We start from the raw sequence: 20,252 nt of genomic DNA on the forward strand, positions 1-20,252 counted from the left end.
CCCTGCCTCACCCCGCGTGCAGCATCAGGCCGATGCCCACGACCAGCAGCCCGGCCGCCGCGATCCGCGGCACACCGAACCGCTCCTTGAAGAACACGGCCCCGATCGCCGCGCCCACGATGATCGACGACTCCCGCAGGGCGGCGATGGGCGCCAGCTCCGCCCGGGTCTGCGCCCACAGCACCAGCGCGTACGCGGCGACCGACATCACCGCGCCGACCAGTCCGAGGGCGGCGAAGGGGCGCACGGTGGCGAGGAGCGCGCCGCGCCGGCGGTAGAGGGCGTACGCCGGGATGATCGTGCCCTGGACCAGCATCAGCCAGGCGATGTACCCGAGCGACGAGCCCGAGGCCCGTACGCCGAGCCCGTCGACCAGCGTGTACACGGCGATCGTCAGGCCGGTCGCCAGCGCGGCGCCGATCGCGGCCCAGTCCGGGCGCCGCCCGCGCAGCCCCCACAGCGCGACACCGGTCAGCCCGGCGCAGGACAACGCGATGCCCGCGGCGGCCCAGCCGTCCGGCACCTCGTGCGCGAAGACGGCGGCGAGCACGGTGACGACGAGGGGAGCGCTGCCGCGCGCGATGGGGTAGGCCTGCCCGAAGTCGCCGAGCCGGAAGGACCGCATGAGCAGGGCGTAGTACGCGATGTGGATGGCGGCGGAGCCGAGCAGGTACGGCCAGGCGGCGGCCGCCGGCACCGCCGTGAACGGCACCAGGGCCAGCCCGATCAGGGCGCCCCCGCCGGATATGAGGATGAACCCGACCAGCTTGTCGGTGATGCGGTGCGCGATGGCGTTCCACCCGGCGTGGGTGACCGCGGCCGCCAGCACGGCCGCGGTGACCAGCGGGGTCACGCGTCCGGCTCGCGGACGTCCACCAGGGTGCCGCCGGCGTGCGCGACCAGCGTCTTGGGCTCCATCGGGAAGACGGCGTGCGGGTCACCGGCCGCGGCCCACACCACGTCGTGCTCCAGCAGACCCCGGTCGGCGAGCACCCGGGTCCGCGTCCGGTGCCCGAACGGCGGCACGCCCCCGATGGCGTACCCCGTGGTCTCCCGTACGACACCGGCCTTGGCCCGGGTGACCTCGCCCGCGCCCAGCGCCTGCCGCACCAGCTCGACGTCGACCCGCGAGGCGCCGTCCATCAGCACCAGCACCGGGACGCCGTCGGCGGCGAAGATCAGCGACTTGCAGATCTGGCTCAGCTCGCAGCCGATCGCTGCGGCGGCCTCGGCGGCGGTGCGGGTCGCGTCCGGGAACCGGCGGACCTTCCCCAGAACGTCCGCGAGTCCCATCTCCCGCAGGGCCTCGGCGAATCGGGGGTGGGCTCCGTGGCCCTCGGTGTCGGTGGCTGCGCTCGTCATGGAGGGCAACCTAGCGGTGGGTGTAGACGGCACGCGACGGGGTTTCCCGCTCCTCGGACCCGTACATGCCCCCTCGGACCCGTACATGCCTTCGGACCCGTACGTGAGGAAGCCGGTGAGGGCGCCCCGTCCCCACGGAGCCCTCACCGGCTGGTCTCATGCAGGTGTCGTCAGGCGCGGACCAGTTCGCGGTCCTCGTCCGGGTCCTTGCGGCCGGCGCCGTCGGACTCGGCGCGCAGGCCCTCGCCCTCGACGTCGACGTTCGGCAGCGCGCGGTCCAGCCACTTCGGCAGCCACCAGGCCTTCTTGCCGAGCAGGGCGAGCACCGCCGGGACGATCGCCATGCGGACGATGAACGCGTCGAACAGAACCGCGACCGCCAGGCCGAAGCCGATCATCTTGACCATGGACTCGCTGGAGCCGATGAAGCCCGCGAAGACCGCCATCATGATCACCGCCGCGGCCGTGACGACCCGGGCGCCGTGCTTGAACCCGGTCACCACCGCCTGGCTGGGCTTCTCGCCGTGGACGTAGGCCTCCCGCATCCGGGTCACGAGGAACACCTCGTAGTCCATGGCCAGACCGAAGACCACGCCGACCATGAAGATCGGCATCATCGACATGACCGGGCCGGTCTCCTCGACGCCCATCAGGCCGGACAGCCAGCCCCACTGGAAGACCGCGACCACCGCGCCGAGCGCCGCCATCACGCTGAGCAGGAAGCCGAGGGCCGCCTTCAGCGGGACGAGGATCGAGCGGAAGACCACGATCAGCAGCAGGAAGGCCAGGCCCACCACGAGCGCCAGGTACGGCAGCAGGGCGTCGTTCAGCTTCTGCGAGACGTCGATGTTCATCGCCGTCGAACCGGTGACCAGCACCTGGCCGTCGTTGTCGGCGGCCACCTCGGCACCCGAGTCGCGGATGGCGTGCACCAGGTCCTCGGTGGTGGCCGAGGACGGCTTGGCGTCCGGGATCACGGTGATCGTCGCGGTGTCGCCGGCCTTGTTGGGCGCCGGCGGGGTCACCGTCACCACGTTGTCCAGGCCCCTGACCTCGTCGGAGACCTTCTTGAAGACGGCCTGCGGGTTCTCGCTGTCCTTGCCGTCGACGACGACCATCAGCGGCCCGTTGAAGCCCGGCCCGAAGCCCTCGGACAGCAGGTCGTAGGCGCGGCGCTGGGTGGTCGACGTCGGCTGGGAGCCGTCGTCGGGCAGGCCCAGTTCCAGCGAGGTCGCCGGGACCGCGGCGGCGCCGAGGCCCAGGATGCCGAGCAGCAGCACGGCCACCGGACGGCGGACGACGAAGCTGGCCCAGCGGGTGCCCATGTTCGGGCGCCCCGGGTTCTTGGGCGTACGGCCGCCGCCGAGCAGCTTGCTCTTCTCGCCCGCCGGGCGGACCTTGCGGCCGGCGTAGCCGAGCAGCGCGGGGATCATCGTCAGCGCGATCAGAACGGCGATCGCGACCGTGCCCGCCGCGGCGATGCCCATCTTCGTCAGCATCGGGATGTTGACGACCGACAGGCCGACCAGGGCGATCACGACGGTGAGGCCGGCGAAGACCACCGCCGAACCGGCGGTGCCGACGGCCCGGCCCGCCGCCTCCTCGCGGTCGCGGCCCTCGGCGAGTTCCCCGCGGTAGCGGGAGACGATGAACAGGGCGTAGTCGATGCCGACCGCCAGGCCGATCATCGAGGCGAGCGTGGAGGTGGTGGAGCCCAGGTCGAGTGTGGCGGCCAGCGCGGTGATCGTCGACACGCCGATGCCGACGCCGACGATGGCGGTGAGCAGCGGCAGTCCGGCGGCGAGCAGCGATCCGAAGGTGATGACGAGGACGACCGCGGCGACCGCGATGCCGATGATCTCGGCGGTACCGGTATGCGGCGTGGCCTGGAGGGCGTCACCGCCGACCTCGACGGTCAGCCCGGCGTCGCGCGCGCCCTCGGCGGCGTCCTCCAGGGCGTCCTTGGTGGCGTCCTCCAGCTCCATGCCGGAGACCTTGTACTTGACCTGCGCGTAGGCGATCGTGCCGTCCTGACTGACGGCCTTCGCCTGGTAGGGGTCGGCGACGGAGGCGACCTCGGAGCCGTCGGCCAGCTCCCGCACGGTCTTCTCGACGGTCGCCTTGTTGTCGGCGTCGGTCATCTTCTCGCCGGCGGGCGCCTTGAAGACGACGCGCGCGGTGGCGCCGTCGGCGCTCATGCCGGGGAAGCGCTCCTCCAGCAGGTCGAAGGCCTTCTGGGCCTCGGTGCCGGGGATCGAGAAGGAGGTGGAGCCCGGAGTGGGGGCGCTGGCCGCGCCGACGCCCGCGAGCGTCAGCAGCGCCACCCATATCAGGGCGACGAAGTGCCTTCGCCGGAACGAGAGCCGGCCGAGTTTGTAGAGGAACGTGGCCACGAGGGCGTACTCCCGGTCAGTCGTGGGGTGGTCAGGGCAGGGGTCATCAGCCCGACGACGTGAGCGGTCGCGTCAGGTGGTCTGAGGAGGTTGCTCAGGTGGTGGGGACGCCGAGGGCGGGGAGGACCACGGCGTCGATGTACGAGAGGAGGTAGGCCTGCGTCGGCGGCAGTTCGTCGATCATCGCCCGGGTGACGAACGCGCCCAGCAGCATGTGCAGCACGAATGCCAGCGCCGGGTTGTCCTCGCGGACCTCGCCCCGGTCGACCGCGCGCTGCAGCACGCGCCGGAACTCCTCCAGCTCCGGTTCGATGAGCAGTTCCTTGAACGCCCGCAGCAGGTCGGGGTTCGTGTGGACCGCCATGGCCAGACCCCGGATCAGCGCGGTGTTCTGTTCCATGGCGCAGTCGTCCTCGCGGGTCACGAGGGCGACGAGGTCACCGCGGAGCGACCCGGTGTCGAAGTCGGCGATGCTGCCCGGCTTCATGTGCCGCATCGCCCTCGCCACCAGCTCGGCCTTGCCGCCCCACTGGCGGTAGAGGGTGGCCTTGCTGGAGTGGGTGCGGGCGGCGACGGCGTCCATGGTCAGGGCGTCGTAGCCGACCTCCCGGAGGAGGCCGAGCACGGCCTCGTACAGCTCCGCCTCGCGCTCGGGCGTGAGCCGACTGCGACGCGCGGTGGCGGCCTCGGCCATGGTCCTCACCTCTTCCGGGTTCCGATCCGGGTCCGAACGACACGGTTTCGTACAGGACCAATGTACGCCCGCGCGCTAGCGAAACGAAACCGTTTCGTACGTGTGCTGAGTCACGTCTGTCAAAGCCGCATAAGTTGCCCGGGCCAGGCACCCGGCAAAGCATGAAGAGGTGACCTATCTGCGCCTCCCCCATCTCCACGGTGACCTGCTGTGCTTCGTGGCCGAGGACGACCTCTGGCTCGCTCCGCTCGACGATCCCGGCCGGGCCTGGCGGCTCACCGCCGACCGCACCAAGATCGGCCATCCGCGTTTCTCCCCCGACGGCCGCCAGATCGCGTACACGAGCTGGCGCAGCCTCGTCCCGGAGATCCATCTGATCCCGGTGGACGGCGGCCAGTCCCGGCAGCTCACCTACTGGGGCAGCCCCGACACCCGGGTCTGCGGCTGGACACCGCCCGAAGGGGACGGCACCGGCGACATCCTCGCCGTCGCCTCCCACGGCGAGCCCTTCTCGTACTTCACCTGGGCGTACAAGGTCGCCCCGGACGGCGACCCCGGCCGCAAGCTGCCCTGGGGCCCGGTCTCCGACATCCAGGTCGCCGATCTGCCCGACGGGCACAAGACCCTGCTGCTCACCGGCACCCCGCCGCACGAACCCGCCGCCTGGAAGCGCTACCGGGGCGGTGCCATGGGCCGCCTCTGGCTGCACGGACAGCGGCTGCTCGCCGACCTGGAGGGCCATCTGGACGCGCCGATGTTCGTCGGCGGCCGGATCGCCTTCCTCTCCGACCACGAGGGCGTCGGCAACCTCTACTCCTGCGCCTACGACGGCTCCGACCTGCGCCGCCACACCGACCACGACACCTTCTACGCCCGGCACGCCGCCAGCGACGGCACCCGGGTGGTCTACCAGTGCGCCGGCGACCTGTGGCTCGTCGACGACCTCGCCCCCGACGCCGTCCCGCGCCGGCTCGACGTCCGGCTGAACGGGCCGCGCACCGGCCGCCGCCGGTACCAGGTCCCGGCCGCCCAGCACATCGACGCCCTCTCCGTCGACGAGACGGGCCGGGCCAGTGCCGTCGTGGTCCGCGGCAGCCTGTACTGGCTCACCCACCGCGACGGCCCCGCCCGCACCCTCACCGACACCCCCGGCGTCCGGGTCCGGCTGCCGGAGATGCTGGGCTCCAGCGGCCAGGTGGCGTATGTGACGGACGCGGAGGGCGAGGACGCGATCGAGATCGCCTCGCTGCCCCGCACGACGGGCGCCCGCGAGCCCCGGCGGCTCGCCTCCGGCCGGCTCGGCCGGGTCCTCGAACTGGTCTGCGATCCGCAGGGCGAACGCCTCGCCATCGCCTCGCACGACGGACGGCTGCTGCTGATCGACGCGACCGAGGAGGCGGAGGCATCGGACGGCGAGGTCACCGAGCTGATCCGGTCGATCAACGGCCCGGTCCGCGACCTCGCCTTCTCCCCGGACGGCTCCTGGCTGACCTGGTCGCACCCGGGCATCGGCCGCACGCTGCGGCAGATCAAGATGGCACGACTCTCCGGCCCCGGAGGCACCGGAGAAGGGGGCCCGCTCGTCGTCGACGTCACCAACGGCCGCTTCGAGGACGAGAACCCGGTCTTCACCAGCGACGGCCGCTATCTCGCCTTCCTCTCCTGGCGCGGCTTCGACCCGGTCTACGACGTCCACACCGGCGACCTGTCCTTCCCGCTCGGCTGCCGCCCCTACCTGGTCCCGCTCTCCTCCGCGACCCCCTCGCCGTTCGCCCTCGACCCCGACGGCCGCCCCGCCGCCGGCGGCCTCGGCCAGATCGGCGACGAGGAGGGCGGCGAGGGCGGCGCCGTCACCGTCGAGGTGGAGGGCCTGGAGAGCAGGGTCACCCCCTTCCCGGTCGCCGCCTCCAAGTACTCGGCGCTGTTCCCGGTCGCGGGCGGCGGACTGGTGTGGCTGCGCTGGCCGATCTCCGGCGCGCTCGGCGAGACCTTCGTCAACCCGGACGACACCACCGGCCGTCCCACCCTGGAGTACTTCAACATCACCAAGGCCAAACGGTCCGAACTCGTCGGCCACCTGGACTGGTTCACCGTCAGCGGCGACGGCACCCGCCTCGTCGTCGTCGACGAGGGCGACCTGCGCGCGGTCCCGTCCACCGAGCCCGGCGACAGCGACAGCACCACCTGGATCGACCTGCGCCGCATCCTGCACCAGGTCGACCCGGCCGCCGAGTGGCGCCAGTCCTACGACGAGGCCGGCCGTCTGATCCGCGCCTACTTCTGGGAACCCGGCATGTGCGGTATCGACTGGGACGCCGTACTCGAGCAGTACCGCCCGCTGGTCGACCGGGTCGCCTCACCCGACGAGTTCGCCGACCTGCTGCGCGAGGTCCTCGGCGAGCTCGGCACCTCCCACGCCTACGTCACCGCCGCCCGCCGCAACGAGGGCCCCGCCCACTACCAGCGCTGGCAGGGCCTGCTCGGCGCCAACTTCGTGCGCCGCGACGGCGGCTGGATGGTCAAGCGCATCCTCCCCGGGGACTCCTCCGACTCCAAGGCCCGCTCCCCGCTGGCCGGTTCGGGCATCCGCGAGGGCGCGATCCTCACCCATGTCGACGGCCGCCCCGTCGACCCCGTCGCGGGTCCCTACCCGCTGCTCGCGGGCGCGGGCGGTACGACCGTGGAGCTGACGTTCACCCCCGCCGAGGGCGAGGGCCGCTCCCGCCGCATCGCCATCGTCCCGCTCATCGACGAACGGCCGCTGCGCTACCAGGACTGGGTGGCCAAACGACGCGCGGTCGTACGGGAGTTGAGCGGCGGAAAGTGCGGCTATCTGCACATCCCCGACATGGGCGGCTCCGGCTGGGCCCAGTTCAACCGCGACCTGCGCATGGAGGTCTCCCGCCCCGCCCTCATCGTCGACGTGCGCGGCAACGCGGGCGGCCACATCAGCGAACTCGTCATCGAGAAACTGACCCGCACCATCCTGGGCTGGGACCTCACCCGCGACGCTCAGCCGGTGTCGTACACCTCCAACGCCCCACGCGGGCCGGTGGTGGCGCTGGCCGACGAGGCGACCTCCTCGGACGGCGACATGATCACCGCCGCCTTCAAACTCCTCAAGCTCGGCCCGGTGGTCGGCCAGCGCACCTGGGGCGGAGTCGTCGGCATGACCGGCCGCCACCGCCTCGGCGACGGCACCGTGATCACCGTACCGATGAACGCGGCCTGGTTCGACGCCTACGGCTGGTCCGTCGAGAACAAGGGCGTCACCCCCGACCTTGAGGTCCTCCGCACCCCCCTGGACTGGGCGGAGGGCCGCAACACCCAACTCCACGACGCCGTCCACCTGGCCCTCAACCTCCTCGACTCCACTCCTCCGGCCACCCCTCCGGACTACAGCAACGTGCCGGACCGGTCGCGGCCGAAGCTGCCGCCGCGGTCATGAGAACGCGGGGTGCCCCGAGTGAGAGAGGGCACCCCGCGTCAACCGAAGCCGAGCGCGACTACCGGTCGTAGTCCTCGTTGAAGCGGTCTTCCTGCTCGCGCTCGCGCGTCGTCGTCTCGTCCTCAGGACGCTGCTGGCCGCGCTGGCCGCGCTGCTCGCCACGGCGGTTCTGGACCTGCTCCTTGGCCTGGTCCATCTTCTCGCGGGCCTGCTGCTGCCACTGCTCGCTCGCGTCCTGGAACTTGTCCTTCATACCCATGTGATGTCACTCCTTGTGACTCGTGGGGGATGGGGCTCCCTCAGATTCACACGGGCTGACACGCTCTGCATGTCGATCAGTCACCCTGTGTAGCGTGCACCGCGCGGGCCTCCTCGTCCGCCGCCCCGCCCGCGCCCACCAGCCCGGTGCGCATCCCCTCCAGCCGGTCCGCGAACCGCCGCATCTCCCGCTGCCCGACCGTCCCGATCAGCGCCGGCAGATACCCGCGCACGCCCTGCATCCCGCGCAGCCACCACTGCCCGTAGACATGGGCGGACCGCCGCTCGATCCCGGCCACGATCCGGTCCACCGCCGGACCGAGCGGATACGTCTTGTTGGACGGCCACGGCAGCCGCTGCCTCAACTCCCGCATGACATCGTCCTGATCGGCCCCGCGCACCATGTCGGTGTCGGTCCAGGACAGATAGCCGACGCCGACCTTCACGCCCTGGTAGCCGACCTCCGCGCGCAGGCTGTGCGCGTACGCCTCCACACCCGACTTGGACGCGCAGTACGCCGTCATCATCGGCGCCGGCGTGATGGCGGCGAGGGAGGCGATCTGGAGCAGATAGCCGCGGCTCTCCATGAGCACCGGCAGGAACGCCCGCGCGGTCACCGCGGAACCGATCAGGTTGACTTCGATGACCCGCCGCCAGGCCTCCGGATCGGAGTCGGCGAACGGTCCGCCGGTCGCCACACCGGCGTTGGCGACCACGATGTCGACCTTCCCGAACCGCTCCTTGACCTCCCGCGCCACCCGGGCCATCGCCTCGTGGTCGGTGACGTCGGCGTACCAGTGGTCGCTGTCGCTGTGCAGCCGCGCGGAGACGTCCTTGAGCGCGTCCGGCTCCAGCCCGACCAGCGCGACCTTCACCCCGCGCGCCGACAGCTTGCGCGCCAGCAGCTCGCCGACGCCGCGCGCGGCACCCGTGACGACCGCGACCTGCCCTTCGAGGCCCACCCTGCTCATGCGCCCTCCCTCACCTTCGCGTACGTCGTGACGAGTTCCCGTATCTTCCCGGTGATCAGCTCGGGGGCCTCCACCGGTGTCATGTGGCCGAGCCCGGGCAGCTCGGTGAGACCGGCCGGCTGCGGCAGCGCGGCGACGAGCGCCCGCGCGTGCACAGGCGGTGTGAGCCGGTCGTGCGAGCCGACGACGACCGCCGTGGGCGCGCTCAACTCCCGTACGCCGTGGTCGAGGTCGAGCACTTCGAGGACGCGCGCCCAGGTGTAGCGCACAGCGCGCGGACAGGCATGCACCACTCGTGCGCACGCCTCCACCATGTGCGGGGCGGAACCGGCGCCCATGGTCCCGTACTTGAGGACACGTCGCGCGAGGGGCGTGACCGGCCCGAGGGGAGCGCGCGAGCCGAGAATGCGCCGCGTCAGCCACGTACGCATCCGGCCGGGGCGCAGCGGTACGACGGTGGCGGACGCCACGAGCCGCGAACTGCCCGTGCTGCACAGCAGTACGGCCGCCGCGTGCTCCCGCACCCGTGGGCGGGCGGCCGCCGCCATCACCGTCATACCGCCCATGGAGTGGCCGGCGAGCACCGCCTTCTCGCCGGGCGCGAGGGTGGCGGCGAGGACGGCTTCCAGGTCGTCGGCGAGGGTGTCGGTAGTGCACGTCCGGCTCGCGGGGCTGCGCCCGTGGCCGCGCTGGTCGTAGGCGATGACCCGGTGGTCGACGGCCAGGGCGCGGATCTGCGCCGCCCAGAAGGCGGTCGAGCAGGCCCAGCCGTGGATGAGGACGACGGGGGGCGCGTTCTCGGGTCCGTGCACCTCGACGTGCAGTCGCGCGCCGTCGGCGGAGACGACGGTCAGCTCTCGGGCGGGGGCGGGCGGGGCGTAGGGGCCGGAGAGGACGTGCAGGAGGCGGCTCATATGGCGGCCTCGGTGGTGGCCTTGGCGGCGCGCTTCCCGCCCTTGGCGGCCCTGGACTCCTGGGGGCCCTTCCTGGCGGGCGGCCGCAGCACCTCGTACTCCATGAGATCCACCCGCCGCGTCGCCCGCCGGAACTCCGACGTCGTCCCGGGCCAGATCGTCGTGTTGCGGCCGTTGGCGTCCAGGTACCAGCTGGTGCAGCCGCCGGTGTTCCACACCGTGCGCTTCATCCGCTCCTGCACCCGCCGGTTCCAGGCGTGCACGGCGCTGGGGCGCGCGTCGAGCGCGGCGCGCCCCCCGAGCACGTCGAGCTGCCGTACGAAGTCGGCCATGTAGTTCAGCTGGGACTCGATCATCAGGATCATCGAGGAGTTCCCGAGGCCGGTGTTGGGCCCGATGATCGTCATCCAGTTGGGGAACCCGGCCGCGGAGGCGCCGCGCAGGGCCTCCATGCCGCCCTTCCAGACCTCGGCGAGCGTCTGGCCCTCGGCTCCCACGACCCGCTCGGCGATCGGCATGTCGGTGACATGGAAGCCGGTGCCGAAGATGATCGCGTCGACCTCGGCCTCACTGCCGTCGGCGGCCACGAGCGTCGACCCGCGCACCTCGCTCAGCCCGCTGGCGACCACGTCGACATTCGGCTGGGCGATCGCCGGGTAGTACTCGCTGGACAGCAGGATCCGCTTGCAGCCGATGCGGTAGTCGGGCGTGAGCTTGGCCCGCAGCGCCGGGTCCTTGATGGCGCGGGCCATGTTCCGCTTGGCCAGCTGCTCGACGAGGCCCAGCTCGTCGGGGTGCTTGGTGAAGGCCTGGACCTGCAACTCCCGGATGCCCCAGAGCAGTCCGCGCCGGGCCTGGGTGGTGAACGGCAACTGCCGGTGCAGCCAGCGCTCGACGCCGCTGATCGCGCGGTCCATCCGGGGCATCACCCACGGGGGCGTGCGCTGGAAGAGGGTGAGCCTGCCGACCCGCGGCTGGATGGCGGGCACGATCTGGATGGCGGAGGCCCCGGTCCCCACCATGGCGACCCGCTTCCCCCGCAGGTCGTACTCGTGGTCCCAGCGCGCGGAGTGGAAGACCTTGCCGGGGAAGGAGTCCAGCCCCGGGATCTCGGGGATCTTCGGGTCGGACAGCGGCCCGGTGGCGGAGACGACGATGTCCGCCGAGAGCCGCCCGGAGCTGGTCTCGATCTCCCAGCGCAGCTTCTCGGTGTCCCAGGTCATCAGCTTCACCTCGGCGTTGAAGCGGAGGTGCGGCCGCAGCCCGTAGACGTCGGCGACCCGCTCCAGATAGGCGCGGATGTGCTCCTGCCCGGAGAAGGTGCGCGGCCAGTCGGGGTTGGGCGCGAAGGAGAACGAGTACAGATGGGACGGCACATCACACGCACACCCCGGATAACTGTTGTCCCGCCAGGTCCCGCCGACGCTGTCGGCGCGTTCCAGCACGACGAAGTCCGTGACGCCTTCCCGCCGCAACCGCACGGCGGCCCCGAGCCCGCCGAACCCGGACCCGACAACCGCCACCCGTACGTGCTCATGCTCGTGCTCGTGCTCGGCCATCCCGTAGCCTCCACGCATCGCTCGTGACCATGCCAGTGAACACTGGCGCAATGGGGAGAGTAGAGGAGAGCCGTACTCACCGGTAGGGGTCGGCGCGAGGAAAGTTACCGCCGGTACGACTTAGGGTGCGGACGTGGCAGACAAGGCAGACAAGGCAGAACCGCAGCCGGAGAAGCGCGAATACCGCATGGAGGAACTGGCCCGCCTGGCCGGCATCACCGTGCGCACCCTGCGCTTCTACCGCGAACGCAAGCTGATCCCGCCACCCCGCCGCGAGGGCCGTATCGCCTGGTACGACGACCACCACCTGGCCCGGCTGCGCACCATCGCCGCCCTACTGGAACGCGGCCACACCCTGAGCGGCATCGCCGAACTGGCCGAGGCCTTCGACCACGGCCGCGACGTCGGCGACCTGCTCGGCCTGGGCGCCCCGACCGAGGAGACCCCGGTCCGCCTCACCCCCGAGGAACTCGCCGACCACTTCGCCGGCCAGGCCACCCCCGAGAACCTCGCCGCCGCCATGGAACTCGGCTACCTCGGCACCGACGGCGACGAGATCGTCCACATCAGCCGCCGCCTGCTGGACGTCTCCTCGACCCTGGTCCGCGAGGGCATCCCGCTGGCCGAGGTCCTGGCCGCCGCGAAACGCGTCCGCGAACACGCCGACGCCCTCGCCGACCTCTTCGCCGACCTGATCCTCCGCCACGCCCCCGAGGACCACCTCCACCGCCTCCGCCCCCTGGCCCGCAGCGTGGTGGAGGCGGAACTGTCCCTGGCCCTCGACAGGCGGCTGCGCAAGCAGGACTAGAGGTCGTACACCACGGTGACCGGCGCGTGGTCCGACCAGCGCTCGGCATGCGTGGCCGCCCGCTCCACGTACCCCTTGACCGCCTTCGCCGCGAGACCGGGCGTGGAGACGTGGTAGTCGATCCTCCATCCCGTGTCGTTGTCGAACGCCCGCCCCCGGTAGGACCACCACGAGTACGGCCCCTCCACACCCGGATGCAGCGCCCGTACGACATCGACGTAGCCGCCGGCCGCCGGCGCGAGGACCTGGGTCAGCCACTCGCGTTCCTCCGGCAGGAAGCCGGAGTTCTTGGTGTTGCCGCGCCAGTTCTTCAGGTCGGCCTGCTGGTGGGCGATGTTCCAGTCGCCGCAGACCAGCACCTCGCGGCCGTCGGCGGCGGCGCGCTCGCGCAGCTCCTTGAGGTAGGCGAGGAACTCGCCCATGAAGCGGATCTTCTCGTCCTGCCGCTCGGTGCCGACCTCGCCGGAGGGGAGGTAGAGGGAGGCGACGGTCACACCGGGCAGGTCAGCCTCGACGTAGCGCCCGCTTCCGTCGAACTCGGCCGAGCCGAACCCGACCCGCACGCGGTCCGGTTCACGCCGGGTGTAGAGCGAGACGCCCGCGCGCCCCTTCGCGGCGGCGGGAGCGTGCACCACATGCCAGCCCTCCGGCGTCCGCACATGCTCGGGCAGCTGCTGTGGCTCCGCGCGCACCTCCTGGAGGCACAGCACATCGGCGTCGGTCCCGGCCAGCCACTCCACGAAGCCCTTCTTCGCGGCGGCCCGCAGCCCGTTCACGTTTACGGAGGTCACAGTGAGCACCCCGGCACGATACCGGCACACTGGACGAAGTCCGGATTCGCCATCTGCATAGAAGTACGATGCCTCACATGAATATACGCCGCGTTGCTTTCGACCACCCCGACGCCGTCAAGCTCAACGACGAGGTCCAGGCCGAGTACCAGGAGCGCTACGGCGGCGGCGAGGGCGACGCCACCCCGCTCGCCCCGTCCGACTTCGACCCCCCGAACGGCGTGTACTTCATCGCCTACGACGAGCAGGACCGCCCCGTGGCCACCGGCGGCTGGCGGCGCCAGGACAAGAACGACGAGGGCAACGAGGACGGCGACGCCGAGCTGAAGCGGATGTACGTGATCAGGGAGATGCGCGGCCGCGGCCTCGCCCGGCGCATGCTGACCGCCCTGGAGGAGGACGCCCGCGCGGCCGGCCGTATCCGCATGGTCCTGGAAACCGGCACCGAGCAGCCGGAGGCCATCGGCCTGTACACCTCCAGCGGCTACGAGCCGTGCGCCAAGTTCGGCTACTACCGCTTCCACGAGTCGAGCCGGTGCTACGCGAAGGCGCTGTGAGGGCCTCCGTGGCGGTCCTGTGGGCCCTGTCGGCCCTGTGACACGGGCCACTTGAGGGGCCGTCACGGTCCCTCAAGTGGCAGAGAAAACGATAGAGCCCCGTCGGTTTCCCGACGGGGCTCTATGCTGCGTGGACCTGAGGGGATTTGAACCCCTGGCCCCCTCGATGCGAACGAGGTGCGCTACCGGACTGCGCCACAGGCCCTTGCAACGAGTGAAACTTTAGCACCCCGATCGGCCTGCTTGGAAATCCGCTCCTGGTCGGGGCCACCAGGGGCCCGGCGGGCCCCTACTCGTTGGCCGCGCGCGGCCGGTCCCCGTCCTCGTACTGATCGAACAGCGGCGTACGCCCCCGCTCCCGCGCCCGCCGCGCCGAAGCGGCCCGCCGCGCGTCACTGCGCCCGTCGCCCTCCGGCCGGTCTCCCGCTCGGTCCGCCTCTCCGTCGCCCGGTTCCCCCTCGGACGACTCGCCGGCGGCCCGGCTCTCCTCCTCCCGCGCGACGGGGCTGGAGCGCGCCGAGCTCCACGCGTCCGGCGCGCCGAGGTCGACGTCGGCCGTGGCCCGCGGTGCCACCGGCGCAGTCACATACGTCGGCAGCGGGACCGGGACCGGCTCCCAGCTCTCCCCGCGCCCCGGCCGCCGCTGCCGCTCGCGCTGCTGGTCGACCCACTCGGCGTGATCGGTCTGCTCGACGAGCGCCCGCCGGTCCGCGGCGAGCGCCGACAGGCCGGGGTCGGCCTCCGGCTCCGGGCCCTCGTCGGGTTCGTCGCTGTCGGTGGGCGCGGACGGCTGCCGGCGCGACTGGCGCGCCCGCTCGCGCAGCCGCTGGGCGGCGGCCTCCGCGCGGCGGCGGTCCATCTGGTACGCGAAGCGGCGGCGCTCCTGGGAGCGCAGATAGGCGATGTACGCGCTGAGCAGCACGGCGGGCACGCCGGGCGCCCACAGGAAGGCGAGCCCTCCGACCGCGGCGACGATCGAGCCCAGCGTGAAGGCGAGGAAGAGCATCACGGTGGTGCGTCGGCGGCGCGCGAGCACCTTCGAGCGCCGGGCGCGCGCCGCGGCGGCCTCCGCTCCAGGCGCACGCCGAGCGGGCGGCACCTGCTGACGGGCGGGTACCGCACCGGATCCGCGCGCGGGGGCACTGCCCGATGGCGCTTGTCCGGGCGCGCCGCCCGAGGCGGGCCCGCCCGCGGACCCCGATCCGCGGGCGGGCGCGTCACCGGACCCGTCCACCGGGGCGGGCGCCCGTTCCCGTGCCGGTTCCGGCCGCTCCGCGCCGCGTGCCGGCAGGGGCACCTGCGTGTGCGGGCGGGTCGGGGGCACGGCGAAGGCCCGGACGTCCACCGAGTCGGTGACCGCGTCCGGGTCGCTCAGGGCGGGCTCCTCCTCGTCGGCGGAGCGCGCCTGCAGGTCCTTGGCGTACCGGCGCTCCATCCCGGCCCGTCCGGACAACAACCGGATGGCTGTGCTGAAGCGTTCCGTCGGACGGGCCTCGTTCAGCTCGTCCTGCCTACGGAGCCACATCGGCACCAAGTAGGCGGCCCAGGCCCCGACGATGACTGCGTAGATGAGGCCGCTGCTGCTCACGCCTCACACGGTAGAGGGGTTTGCGTGAGGCCATCCGCCAATTGAGCCGGTGTGTCGCACGATCTGGCTGATATTTCTGGCTTTTTTTGTGATGGATGCGATCAGCGGACCGCTCCGGTCGTGAATTCAAAGCCCCGAGTCGGTCACCGGGCGATCAATTTCGAACGTTTATTCAATTACTGCTCCGCGCCCGACTCCGCCGCCACCGGTTCAGCAGCCCGTCGGGCACTTCTTCCGCGGTGAGCGCGAAGACGAGGTGGTCGCGCCAGGCTCCGTCGATGTGGAGATAACGGGGCCGCAGCCCCTCCTCGCGGAATCCGAGTTTCTCCACGACCCGGCGGCTGGGCGCGTTCTCCGGGCGAATGCAGACCTCCACGCGGTGCAGTCCGACGGTGCGGAAACAGTGGTCCACCACGAGCGCCACGGCGGTCGGCATCACCCCGCGGCCGGCCACCGCCTCGTCCACCCAGTAGCCGATGTGCCCGGAGCACATCGAGCCCCAGGTGATCCCGGCGACCGTCAACTGCCCGACCAGCCGCCCCTGGTACTCGATGACGAACGGCAGCATCCGGCCCGCGTTCGCCTCGGAGCGCAGATGGCGGACCATCTGGCGGTAGGTCGGCCGGTGCGTGACCGGCCCGCCGGGCGCGGGCGGCGGGATGGTCGCCTCCCAGGGGCGCAGCCAGTCCCGGTTGCGCCGGTTGACCTCGCGCCAGGCCCGCTGGTCGCGCAGCTTTATCGGCCGGAGGACGACATCTCCCTCGGCCAGCTCGACGGGCCACGATGCGCTGCTCAGCTCGCACCCCCACGGGAAGGTCTGGGGTGGTCGCCGCCGCGGATCTGGTCGGCGGCGTGGATCAGCAGGGGTTCCAGGACGGCCAGTCCGTCGCGCACGCCGCCGGTCGAGCCGGGCAGGTTGACGATCAGGGTCCGGCCCGCCACTCCGGCCAGACCCCGGGAGAGCACGGCGGTCGGCACCTTGTCCCGGCCGTACGCGCGGATCGCTTCCGCGATGCCCGGCACCTCGCGGTCGAGCACCGCGCGGGTGGCCTCCGGGGTGCGGTCGGTGGGCGAGATGCCGGTGCCGCCCGTGGTGACGATCACGTCGTACCCGGCGTCCACGCCCGCGCGCAGGGCCGCCTCCACGGGGTCCCCGTCGGGGACGACCTGCGGGCCGTCGACGTCGAACCCGAACGCCTTGAGGGCGTCCGCGATCAGCGGGCCGCCCTTGTCCTCGTAGACGCCGGCGGCGGCCCGGTTGGAGGCGGTGACGACCAGCGCGCGGTACGGCGCGCCCCCGGCGCTCATGCCCGGCTCCAGTCGCCCGACTTGCCGCCCGTCTTCTCCTCCACCCTCACGTCCGTGATGACCGCTCCCTTGTCGACCGCCTTGACCATGTCGATCACGGTGAGCGCGGCGACGGAGACCGCGGTCAGGGCCTCCATCTCGACGCCCGTGCGGTCCGTCGTCTTCACCGTGGCGGTGATCTCCACGGCGTCGTCCGCGACCGACAGGTCCAGTTTCACACCCGACACCGACAACGGGTGGCACAGCGGGATCAGGTCCGGGGTGCGCTTGGCCCCCATGATCCCGGCGATCCGCGCGGTCGCCAGGGCGTCGCCCTTGGGGACGCCCTCGCCGCGCAGCAGCTCGACCACGCGGGGCGAGACGAGGACGCGTCCGCTGGCGCGGGCGGTGCGCGCGGTCACGTCCTTGTCCGACACGTCGACCATCCGGGCGGCGCCCGCGTCGTCGATGTGTGTCAGTCGGTCCTGCACAGGGGGTCCGGGGGTCTCCCCCCGGGAAGGCACAGTCATGATCGTGTGGCGCTCCCGGTCCGGGCCCCGCGCGGTGCGGCGCGCGGGCCTGTTGTGCGCGACACGGTACCTCCAACCGGAGGCGGTCAGCCGAGCAGGATCACCTCGACGTCGGTGCCGGGCTCGACGGACTCCACGTCCTCGGGCACGACGATCAGCGCGTCGGCGCGCGCGAGGGCCGCGACCAGGTGGGACCCGGCACCGCCGACCGGGGTCACCGTGCCGTCGGTGTAGGCGCCCCGCAGGAACTGTCTGCGGCCCTTGGGCGAGGTCAGCGGCTTGTCCGCCGTCAGGGTGGCGCGGGTCCGGGGCCGGTTCACGTCCTTGAGGCCCATGAGGGTGCGGATCGCGGGGCGGACGAACAGTTCGAAGGAGACGTACGACGACACCGGGTTGCCGGGCAGGGCGAGCAGCGGGGTGTGGTCGGGGCCGATGGAGCCGAAGCCCTGCGGCTTGCCGGGCTGCATGGCGAGCTTGCGGAACTCGACGCCGCTGCCCGGTTCGTCCTCGTCGCCGACGTGCGACAGCGCCTCCTTGACGACGTCGTACGCCCCGACGCTGACGCCGCCCGTGGTGACCATGAGGTCGGCGCGGACGAGCTGGTCCTCGATGGCGGTGCGCAGGGTCTCGGCGTCGTCGGCGACGGCGCCCACCCGGTAGGCGATCGCCCCGGCGTCCCGCGCGGCGGCGGTGAGGGCGAAGCTGTTGGAGTCGTAGATCTGGCCGCCGGACAGCTCCTCGTCGGGCTGGACGAGTTCGCTGCCGGTGGACATCACCACCACGCGCGGGCGCGGGTGCACGCGGACCGTGCCGCGGCCGATGGCGGCGAGCAGCGCGATCTGCGGCGGGCCGAGGACGGTGCCGGCGTCGAGGGCGCGCTCGCCGGCCTTCACGTCGCTGCCCTTCGCGCGCACATGCGCGCGTGCCTCGCACGGCCGGTACACGCGCACCTGGCCGCCGGCGCCCTCGGGGGCGAGGCTGCGGGCGCGCATCCCGGTGACGGGGCCCTCGCCGAGGCCGCCGTCGGTCCACTCCACGGGGACCACGGCCTCGGCGCCGGGCGGCAGCGGGGCGCCCGTCATGATGCGGGCGGCCTGGCCGGGGCCCACCTGGAGCAGGTCGGCCTGGCCCGCCGCGACGTCGCCCACGACGTCGAGCACCGCGGGGAACTCCTCGCTCGCGCCCGCGACATCCGCGACCCGCACCGCGTACCCGTCCATGGAGCTGTTGTCGAACGGCGGCAGGGAGACCGGCACCGTGATGTCGTCGACCAGGACACAGCCCTGGGCGTCGAGCAGGTTCAGCTCGATGGGTTCGAGGGGGCGGACGGTGTCGAGGATGTCCTCCAGGTGTTCGTCCACCGACCAGAGGTGGTCCTGGCCGGTGGCGCGGGGCGCGGCGGTGCTCAAGGTGGCTACATCTCCTCGGTGACGAAACTGCGAAGCCAGGTCCGGAACTCCGGGCCCAGGTCTTCACGTTCGCACGCGAGTCTGACAATGGCACGCAGATAGTCGCCACGGTCGCCGGTGTCATAGCGGCGCCCCTGGAAGACGACGCCGTGCACCGGGCCGCCGACCTTCTCGTCCTGCGCGAGCTGCTGGAGGGCGTCGGTCAGCTGGATCTCGCCGCCGCGGCCCGGCTCGGTCTTGCGCAGTATGTCGAAGATGTGCGGGTCGAGGACGTAACGGCCGATGATGGCGTAGTTGGACGGGGCATCGGCCGGATCCGGCTTCTCCACCAGGCCGTTCACCTTGACGACGTCGCCGTCGGCGGTGGACTCGACGGCGGCGCAGCCGTAGAGGTGGATCTGCTCGGGCGCGACCTCCATGAGCGCGACGACGCTGCCGCCGTGCTGCTCCTGGACCTCGATCATCCGCTTGAGCAGGGGGTCGCGGGGGTCGATCAGGTCGTCGCCCAGGAGGACGGCGAACGGCTCGTCACCGACGTGCGGAGCGGCGCACAGGACGGCGTGGCCGAGGCCCCTGGGGTCGCCCTGCCGGACGTAGTGCATCGTCGCCAGGTCGCTGGACTCCTGCACCTTGGCGAGCCGTTCGGCGTCGCCCTTCTTCTCCAGGGCCGATTCCAGCTCGTAGTTGCGGTCGAAGTGGTCCTCGAGGGGGCGCTTGTTGCGGCCCGTGATCATGAGGACGTCGTCGAGGCCCGCCGACACGGCCTCCTCGACCACGTACTGGATCGCCGGCTTGTCCACAACCGGCAGCATCTCCTTGGGAGTGGCCTTGGTGGCCGGCAGGAACCGGGTACCGAGGCCGGCTGCGGGAATGACAGCCTTGCTGATCCTGGGGTGCGACTGAGTCATGCCCGACACCATATCCGGTGCCTTTGTAGGGAATCTGAGGCTCCGGTTAGTTGACGCTCATATGAGCACATTGGAACCGTACGGGAGTGACAGGTGAGCCACAGCGGACCTTCGGCCGATCCTGACAAGCGAGGGTTGCGACGCGAGTTCATCGCCGTGAGGAACAGGTTGACGGCGGATGACGTGCGGGAATCGGAGGCGGCACTGGCCCGTCGGGCGCTGGAGCTGCCCGAGCTGGCGCAGGCGCGCACGGTGGCGGCGTATGTGTCCGTGGGGAGTGAACCGGGGACGCGCGCGCTGCTCGACGCGCTGCGCGCGCGGGGCGTGCGCGTCCTGCTTCCGGCCCTGCTGCCCGACAACGACCTCGACTGGGGCGAGTACGCCGGCGAGGGCTCCCTCGCCGAGGTCCGGCACGGCGGGAAGATGGCCCTCCTGGAACCCGTCGGCGACCGCCTCGGGCCGGACGCGGTGACCGCGGCCGACGTCGTGCTGCTGCCGGGCCTCGCGGTCGACGCGCGCGGCATGCGGCTGGGGCGCGGCGGAGGATCGTACGACCGCGTCCTGGCCCGGCTGGAGCGCGCGGGCGCCCACCCGGCGCTGGTGGTGCTGCTGTACGACACGGAGGTCGTCGAGCGCGTCCCGGAGGAGGAGCACGACCGGCCGGTGCACGCGGTGGTGACCCCGTCCGGCGTGCGCCGCTTCGGAGCCTCGGAGATGTGAAAAGGGCCCTCCACGCGCGCGTGGAGGGCCCCTTCGCGTTCTGCTTCGTCAGTCG

Annotated in this window: 19 protein-coding genes and 1 tRNA gene; 4 read left to right on the forward strand and 16 right to left on the reverse strand. The window is 72.0% G+C overall.

Annotated elements, in window-relative coordinates:
* Positions 1-7 precede the first annotated feature (7 nt).
* From ACZ42A_RS11240 to ACZ42A_RS11255, 4 genes are all read right to left on the reverse strand, one after another.
* Entirely contained in the window at positions 8-853 is an 846-nt protein-coding gene (locus tag ACZ42A_RS11240; RefSeq protein WP_468526915.1) for an EamA family transporter, read from the reverse strand.
* Positions 850-1,362, reverse strand: a complete 513-nt coding sequence (locus tag ACZ42A_RS11245) for a YbaK/EbsC family protein (RefSeq protein ID WP_468526916.1) — start codon at positions 1,360-1,362, stop codon at positions 850-852. The genes ACZ42A_RS11240 and ACZ42A_RS11245 overlap by 4 nt, the downstream gene beginning before the upstream one ends.
* Before the next feature lie 170 nt (positions 1,363-1,532).
* The gene (locus ACZ42A_RS11250) at positions 1,533-3,755 is read right to left on the reverse strand and encodes an MMPL family transporter (protein WP_468526917.1); all 2,223 of its coding nucleotides are present in this window, start codon (positions 3,753-3,755) and stop codon (positions 1,533-1,535) included.
* Positions 3,756-3,849: 94 nt separating this feature from the next.
* Entirely contained in the window at positions 3,850-4,449 is a 600-nt protein-coding gene (locus ACZ42A_RS11255; RefSeq protein ID WP_468526918.1) for a TetR/AcrR family transcriptional regulator, read from the reverse strand.
* Between the two features lie 169 nt (positions 4,450-4,618).
* Between ACZ42A_RS11255 and ACZ42A_RS11260 the strand changes: the two genes are divergently transcribed.
* Entirely contained in the window at positions 4,619-7,897 is a 3,279-nt protein-coding gene (locus tag ACZ42A_RS11260; protein ID WP_468526919.1) for a S41 family peptidase, read from the forward strand.
* Positions 7,898-7,955: 58 nt separating this feature from the next.
* Here ACZ42A_RS11260 and ACZ42A_RS11265 read toward each other — a convergent pair whose 3' ends face one another.
* From ACZ42A_RS11265 to ACZ42A_RS11280, 4 genes are all read right to left on the reverse strand, one after another.
* Positions 7,956-8,156 carry a hypothetical protein gene (locus tag ACZ42A_RS11265; RefSeq protein ID WP_468526920.1) on the reverse strand — a complete coding sequence of 67 codons (201 nt, stop codon included), beginning with the start codon at positions 8,154-8,156 and terminating at the stop codon, positions 7,956-7,958.
* Positions 8,157-8,232: 76 nt separating this feature from the next.
* The gene (locus ACZ42A_RS11270; protein WP_468526921.1) at positions 8,233-9,126 is read right to left on the reverse strand and encodes an SDR family oxidoreductase; all 894 of its coding nucleotides are present in this window, start codon (positions 9,124-9,126) and stop codon (positions 8,233-8,235) included.
* Positions 9,123-10,040, reverse strand: coding sequence for an alpha/beta fold hydrolase (locus ACZ42A_RS11275; protein ID WP_468526922.1), 918 nt, complete (start codon positions 10,038-10,040; stop codon positions 9,123-9,125). The genes ACZ42A_RS11270 and ACZ42A_RS11275 overlap by 4 nt, the downstream gene beginning before the upstream one ends.
* Positions 10,037-11,599, reverse strand: coding sequence for a flavin-containing monooxygenase (locus ACZ42A_RS11280; RefSeq protein WP_468526923.1), 1,563 nt, complete (start codon positions 11,597-11,599; stop codon positions 10,037-10,039). The genes ACZ42A_RS11275 and ACZ42A_RS11280 overlap by 4 nt, the downstream gene beginning before the upstream one ends.
* Before the next feature lie 187 nt (positions 11,600-11,786).
* Here ACZ42A_RS11280 and ACZ42A_RS11285 point away from each other — a divergent pair, with 187 nt between their 5' ends.
* Positions 11,787-12,407, forward strand: coding sequence for a MerR family transcriptional regulator (locus tag ACZ42A_RS11285; RefSeq protein ID WP_468527282.1), 621 nt, complete (start codon positions 11,787-11,789; stop codon positions 12,405-12,407).
* Here ACZ42A_RS11285 and ACZ42A_RS11290 read toward each other — a convergent pair.
* Positions 12,404-13,207: an exodeoxyribonuclease III gene (locus ACZ42A_RS11290; RefSeq protein ID WP_468526924.1), complete on the reverse strand. Its 804-nt coding sequence runs from the start codon at positions 13,205-13,207 to the stop codon at positions 12,404-12,406. The genes ACZ42A_RS11285 and ACZ42A_RS11290 overlap by 4 nt on opposite strands.
* A 68-nt stretch (positions 13,208-13,275) precedes the next feature.
* On the opposite strand from ACZ42A_RS11290, the gene ACZ42A_RS11295 reads away from it, so the two are divergent.
* A complete protein-coding gene (locus tag ACZ42A_RS11295) occupies positions 13,276-13,755 on the forward strand; it encodes a GNAT family N-acetyltransferase (RefSeq protein ID WP_468526925.1) in 480 nt (159 codons plus the stop codon).
* A gap of 131 nt (positions 13,756-13,886) precedes the next feature.
* Here ACZ42A_RS11295 and ACZ42A_RS11300 read toward each other — a convergent pair.
* From ACZ42A_RS11300 to galU, 7 genes are all read right to left on the reverse strand, one after another.
* Positions 13,887-13,960 (reverse strand) — tRNA-Ala (locus ACZ42A_RS11300).
* Positions 13,961-14,044: 84 nt separating this feature from the next.
* Entirely contained in the window at positions 14,045-15,343 is a 1,299-nt protein-coding gene (gene sepX, locus ACZ42A_RS11305) for a divisome protein SepX/GlpR (RefSeq protein WP_468526926.1), read from the reverse strand.
* 172 nt (positions 15,344-15,515) lie between these two features.
* Entirely contained in the window at positions 15,516-16,139 is a 624-nt protein-coding gene (locus tag ACZ42A_RS11310) for a GNAT family N-acetyltransferase (protein ID WP_468527283.1), read from the reverse strand.
* The gene (locus ACZ42A_RS11315; protein WP_468526927.1) at positions 16,136-16,651 is read right to left on the reverse strand and encodes a MogA/MoaB family molybdenum cofactor biosynthesis protein; all 516 of its coding nucleotides are present in this window, start codon (positions 16,649-16,651) and stop codon (positions 16,136-16,138) included. Before ACZ42A_RS11315 ends, ACZ42A_RS11310 begins: the two co-directional genes overlap by 4 nt.
* A complete protein-coding gene (moaC, locus tag ACZ42A_RS11320) occupies positions 16,648-17,160 on the reverse strand; it encodes a cyclic pyranopterin monophosphate synthase MoaC (RefSeq protein WP_468526928.1) in 513 nt (170 codons plus the stop codon). The genes ACZ42A_RS11315 and moaC overlap by 4 nt, the downstream gene beginning before the upstream one ends.
* 86 nt (positions 17,161-17,246) lie before the next feature.
* Positions 17,247-18,569 carry a molybdotransferase-like divisome protein Glp gene (gene glp, locus ACZ42A_RS11325; RefSeq protein WP_468526929.1) on the reverse strand — a complete coding sequence of 441 codons (1,323 nt, stop codon included), beginning with the start codon at positions 18,567-18,569 and terminating at the stop codon, positions 17,247-17,249.
* 5 nt (positions 18,570-18,574) lie between these two features.
* Entirely contained in the window at positions 18,575-19,477 is a 903-nt protein-coding gene (gene galU / locus ACZ42A_RS11330) for a UTP--glucose-1-phosphate uridylyltransferase GalU (RefSeq protein WP_468526930.1), read from the reverse strand.
* A 93-nt stretch (positions 19,478-19,570) separates the two neighbouring features.
* On the opposite strand from galU, the gene ACZ42A_RS11335 reads away from it, so the two are divergent.
* Positions 19,571-20,197 carry a 5-formyltetrahydrofolate cyclo-ligase gene (locus ACZ42A_RS11335; RefSeq protein ID WP_468526931.1) on the forward strand — a complete coding sequence of 209 codons (627 nt, stop codon included), beginning with the start codon at positions 19,571-19,573 and terminating at the stop codon, positions 20,195-20,197.
* Positions 20,198-20,252: the final 55 nt, after the last annotated feature.

It is taken from the genome of Streptomyces sp. NPDC030838, from assembly GCF_055572035.1.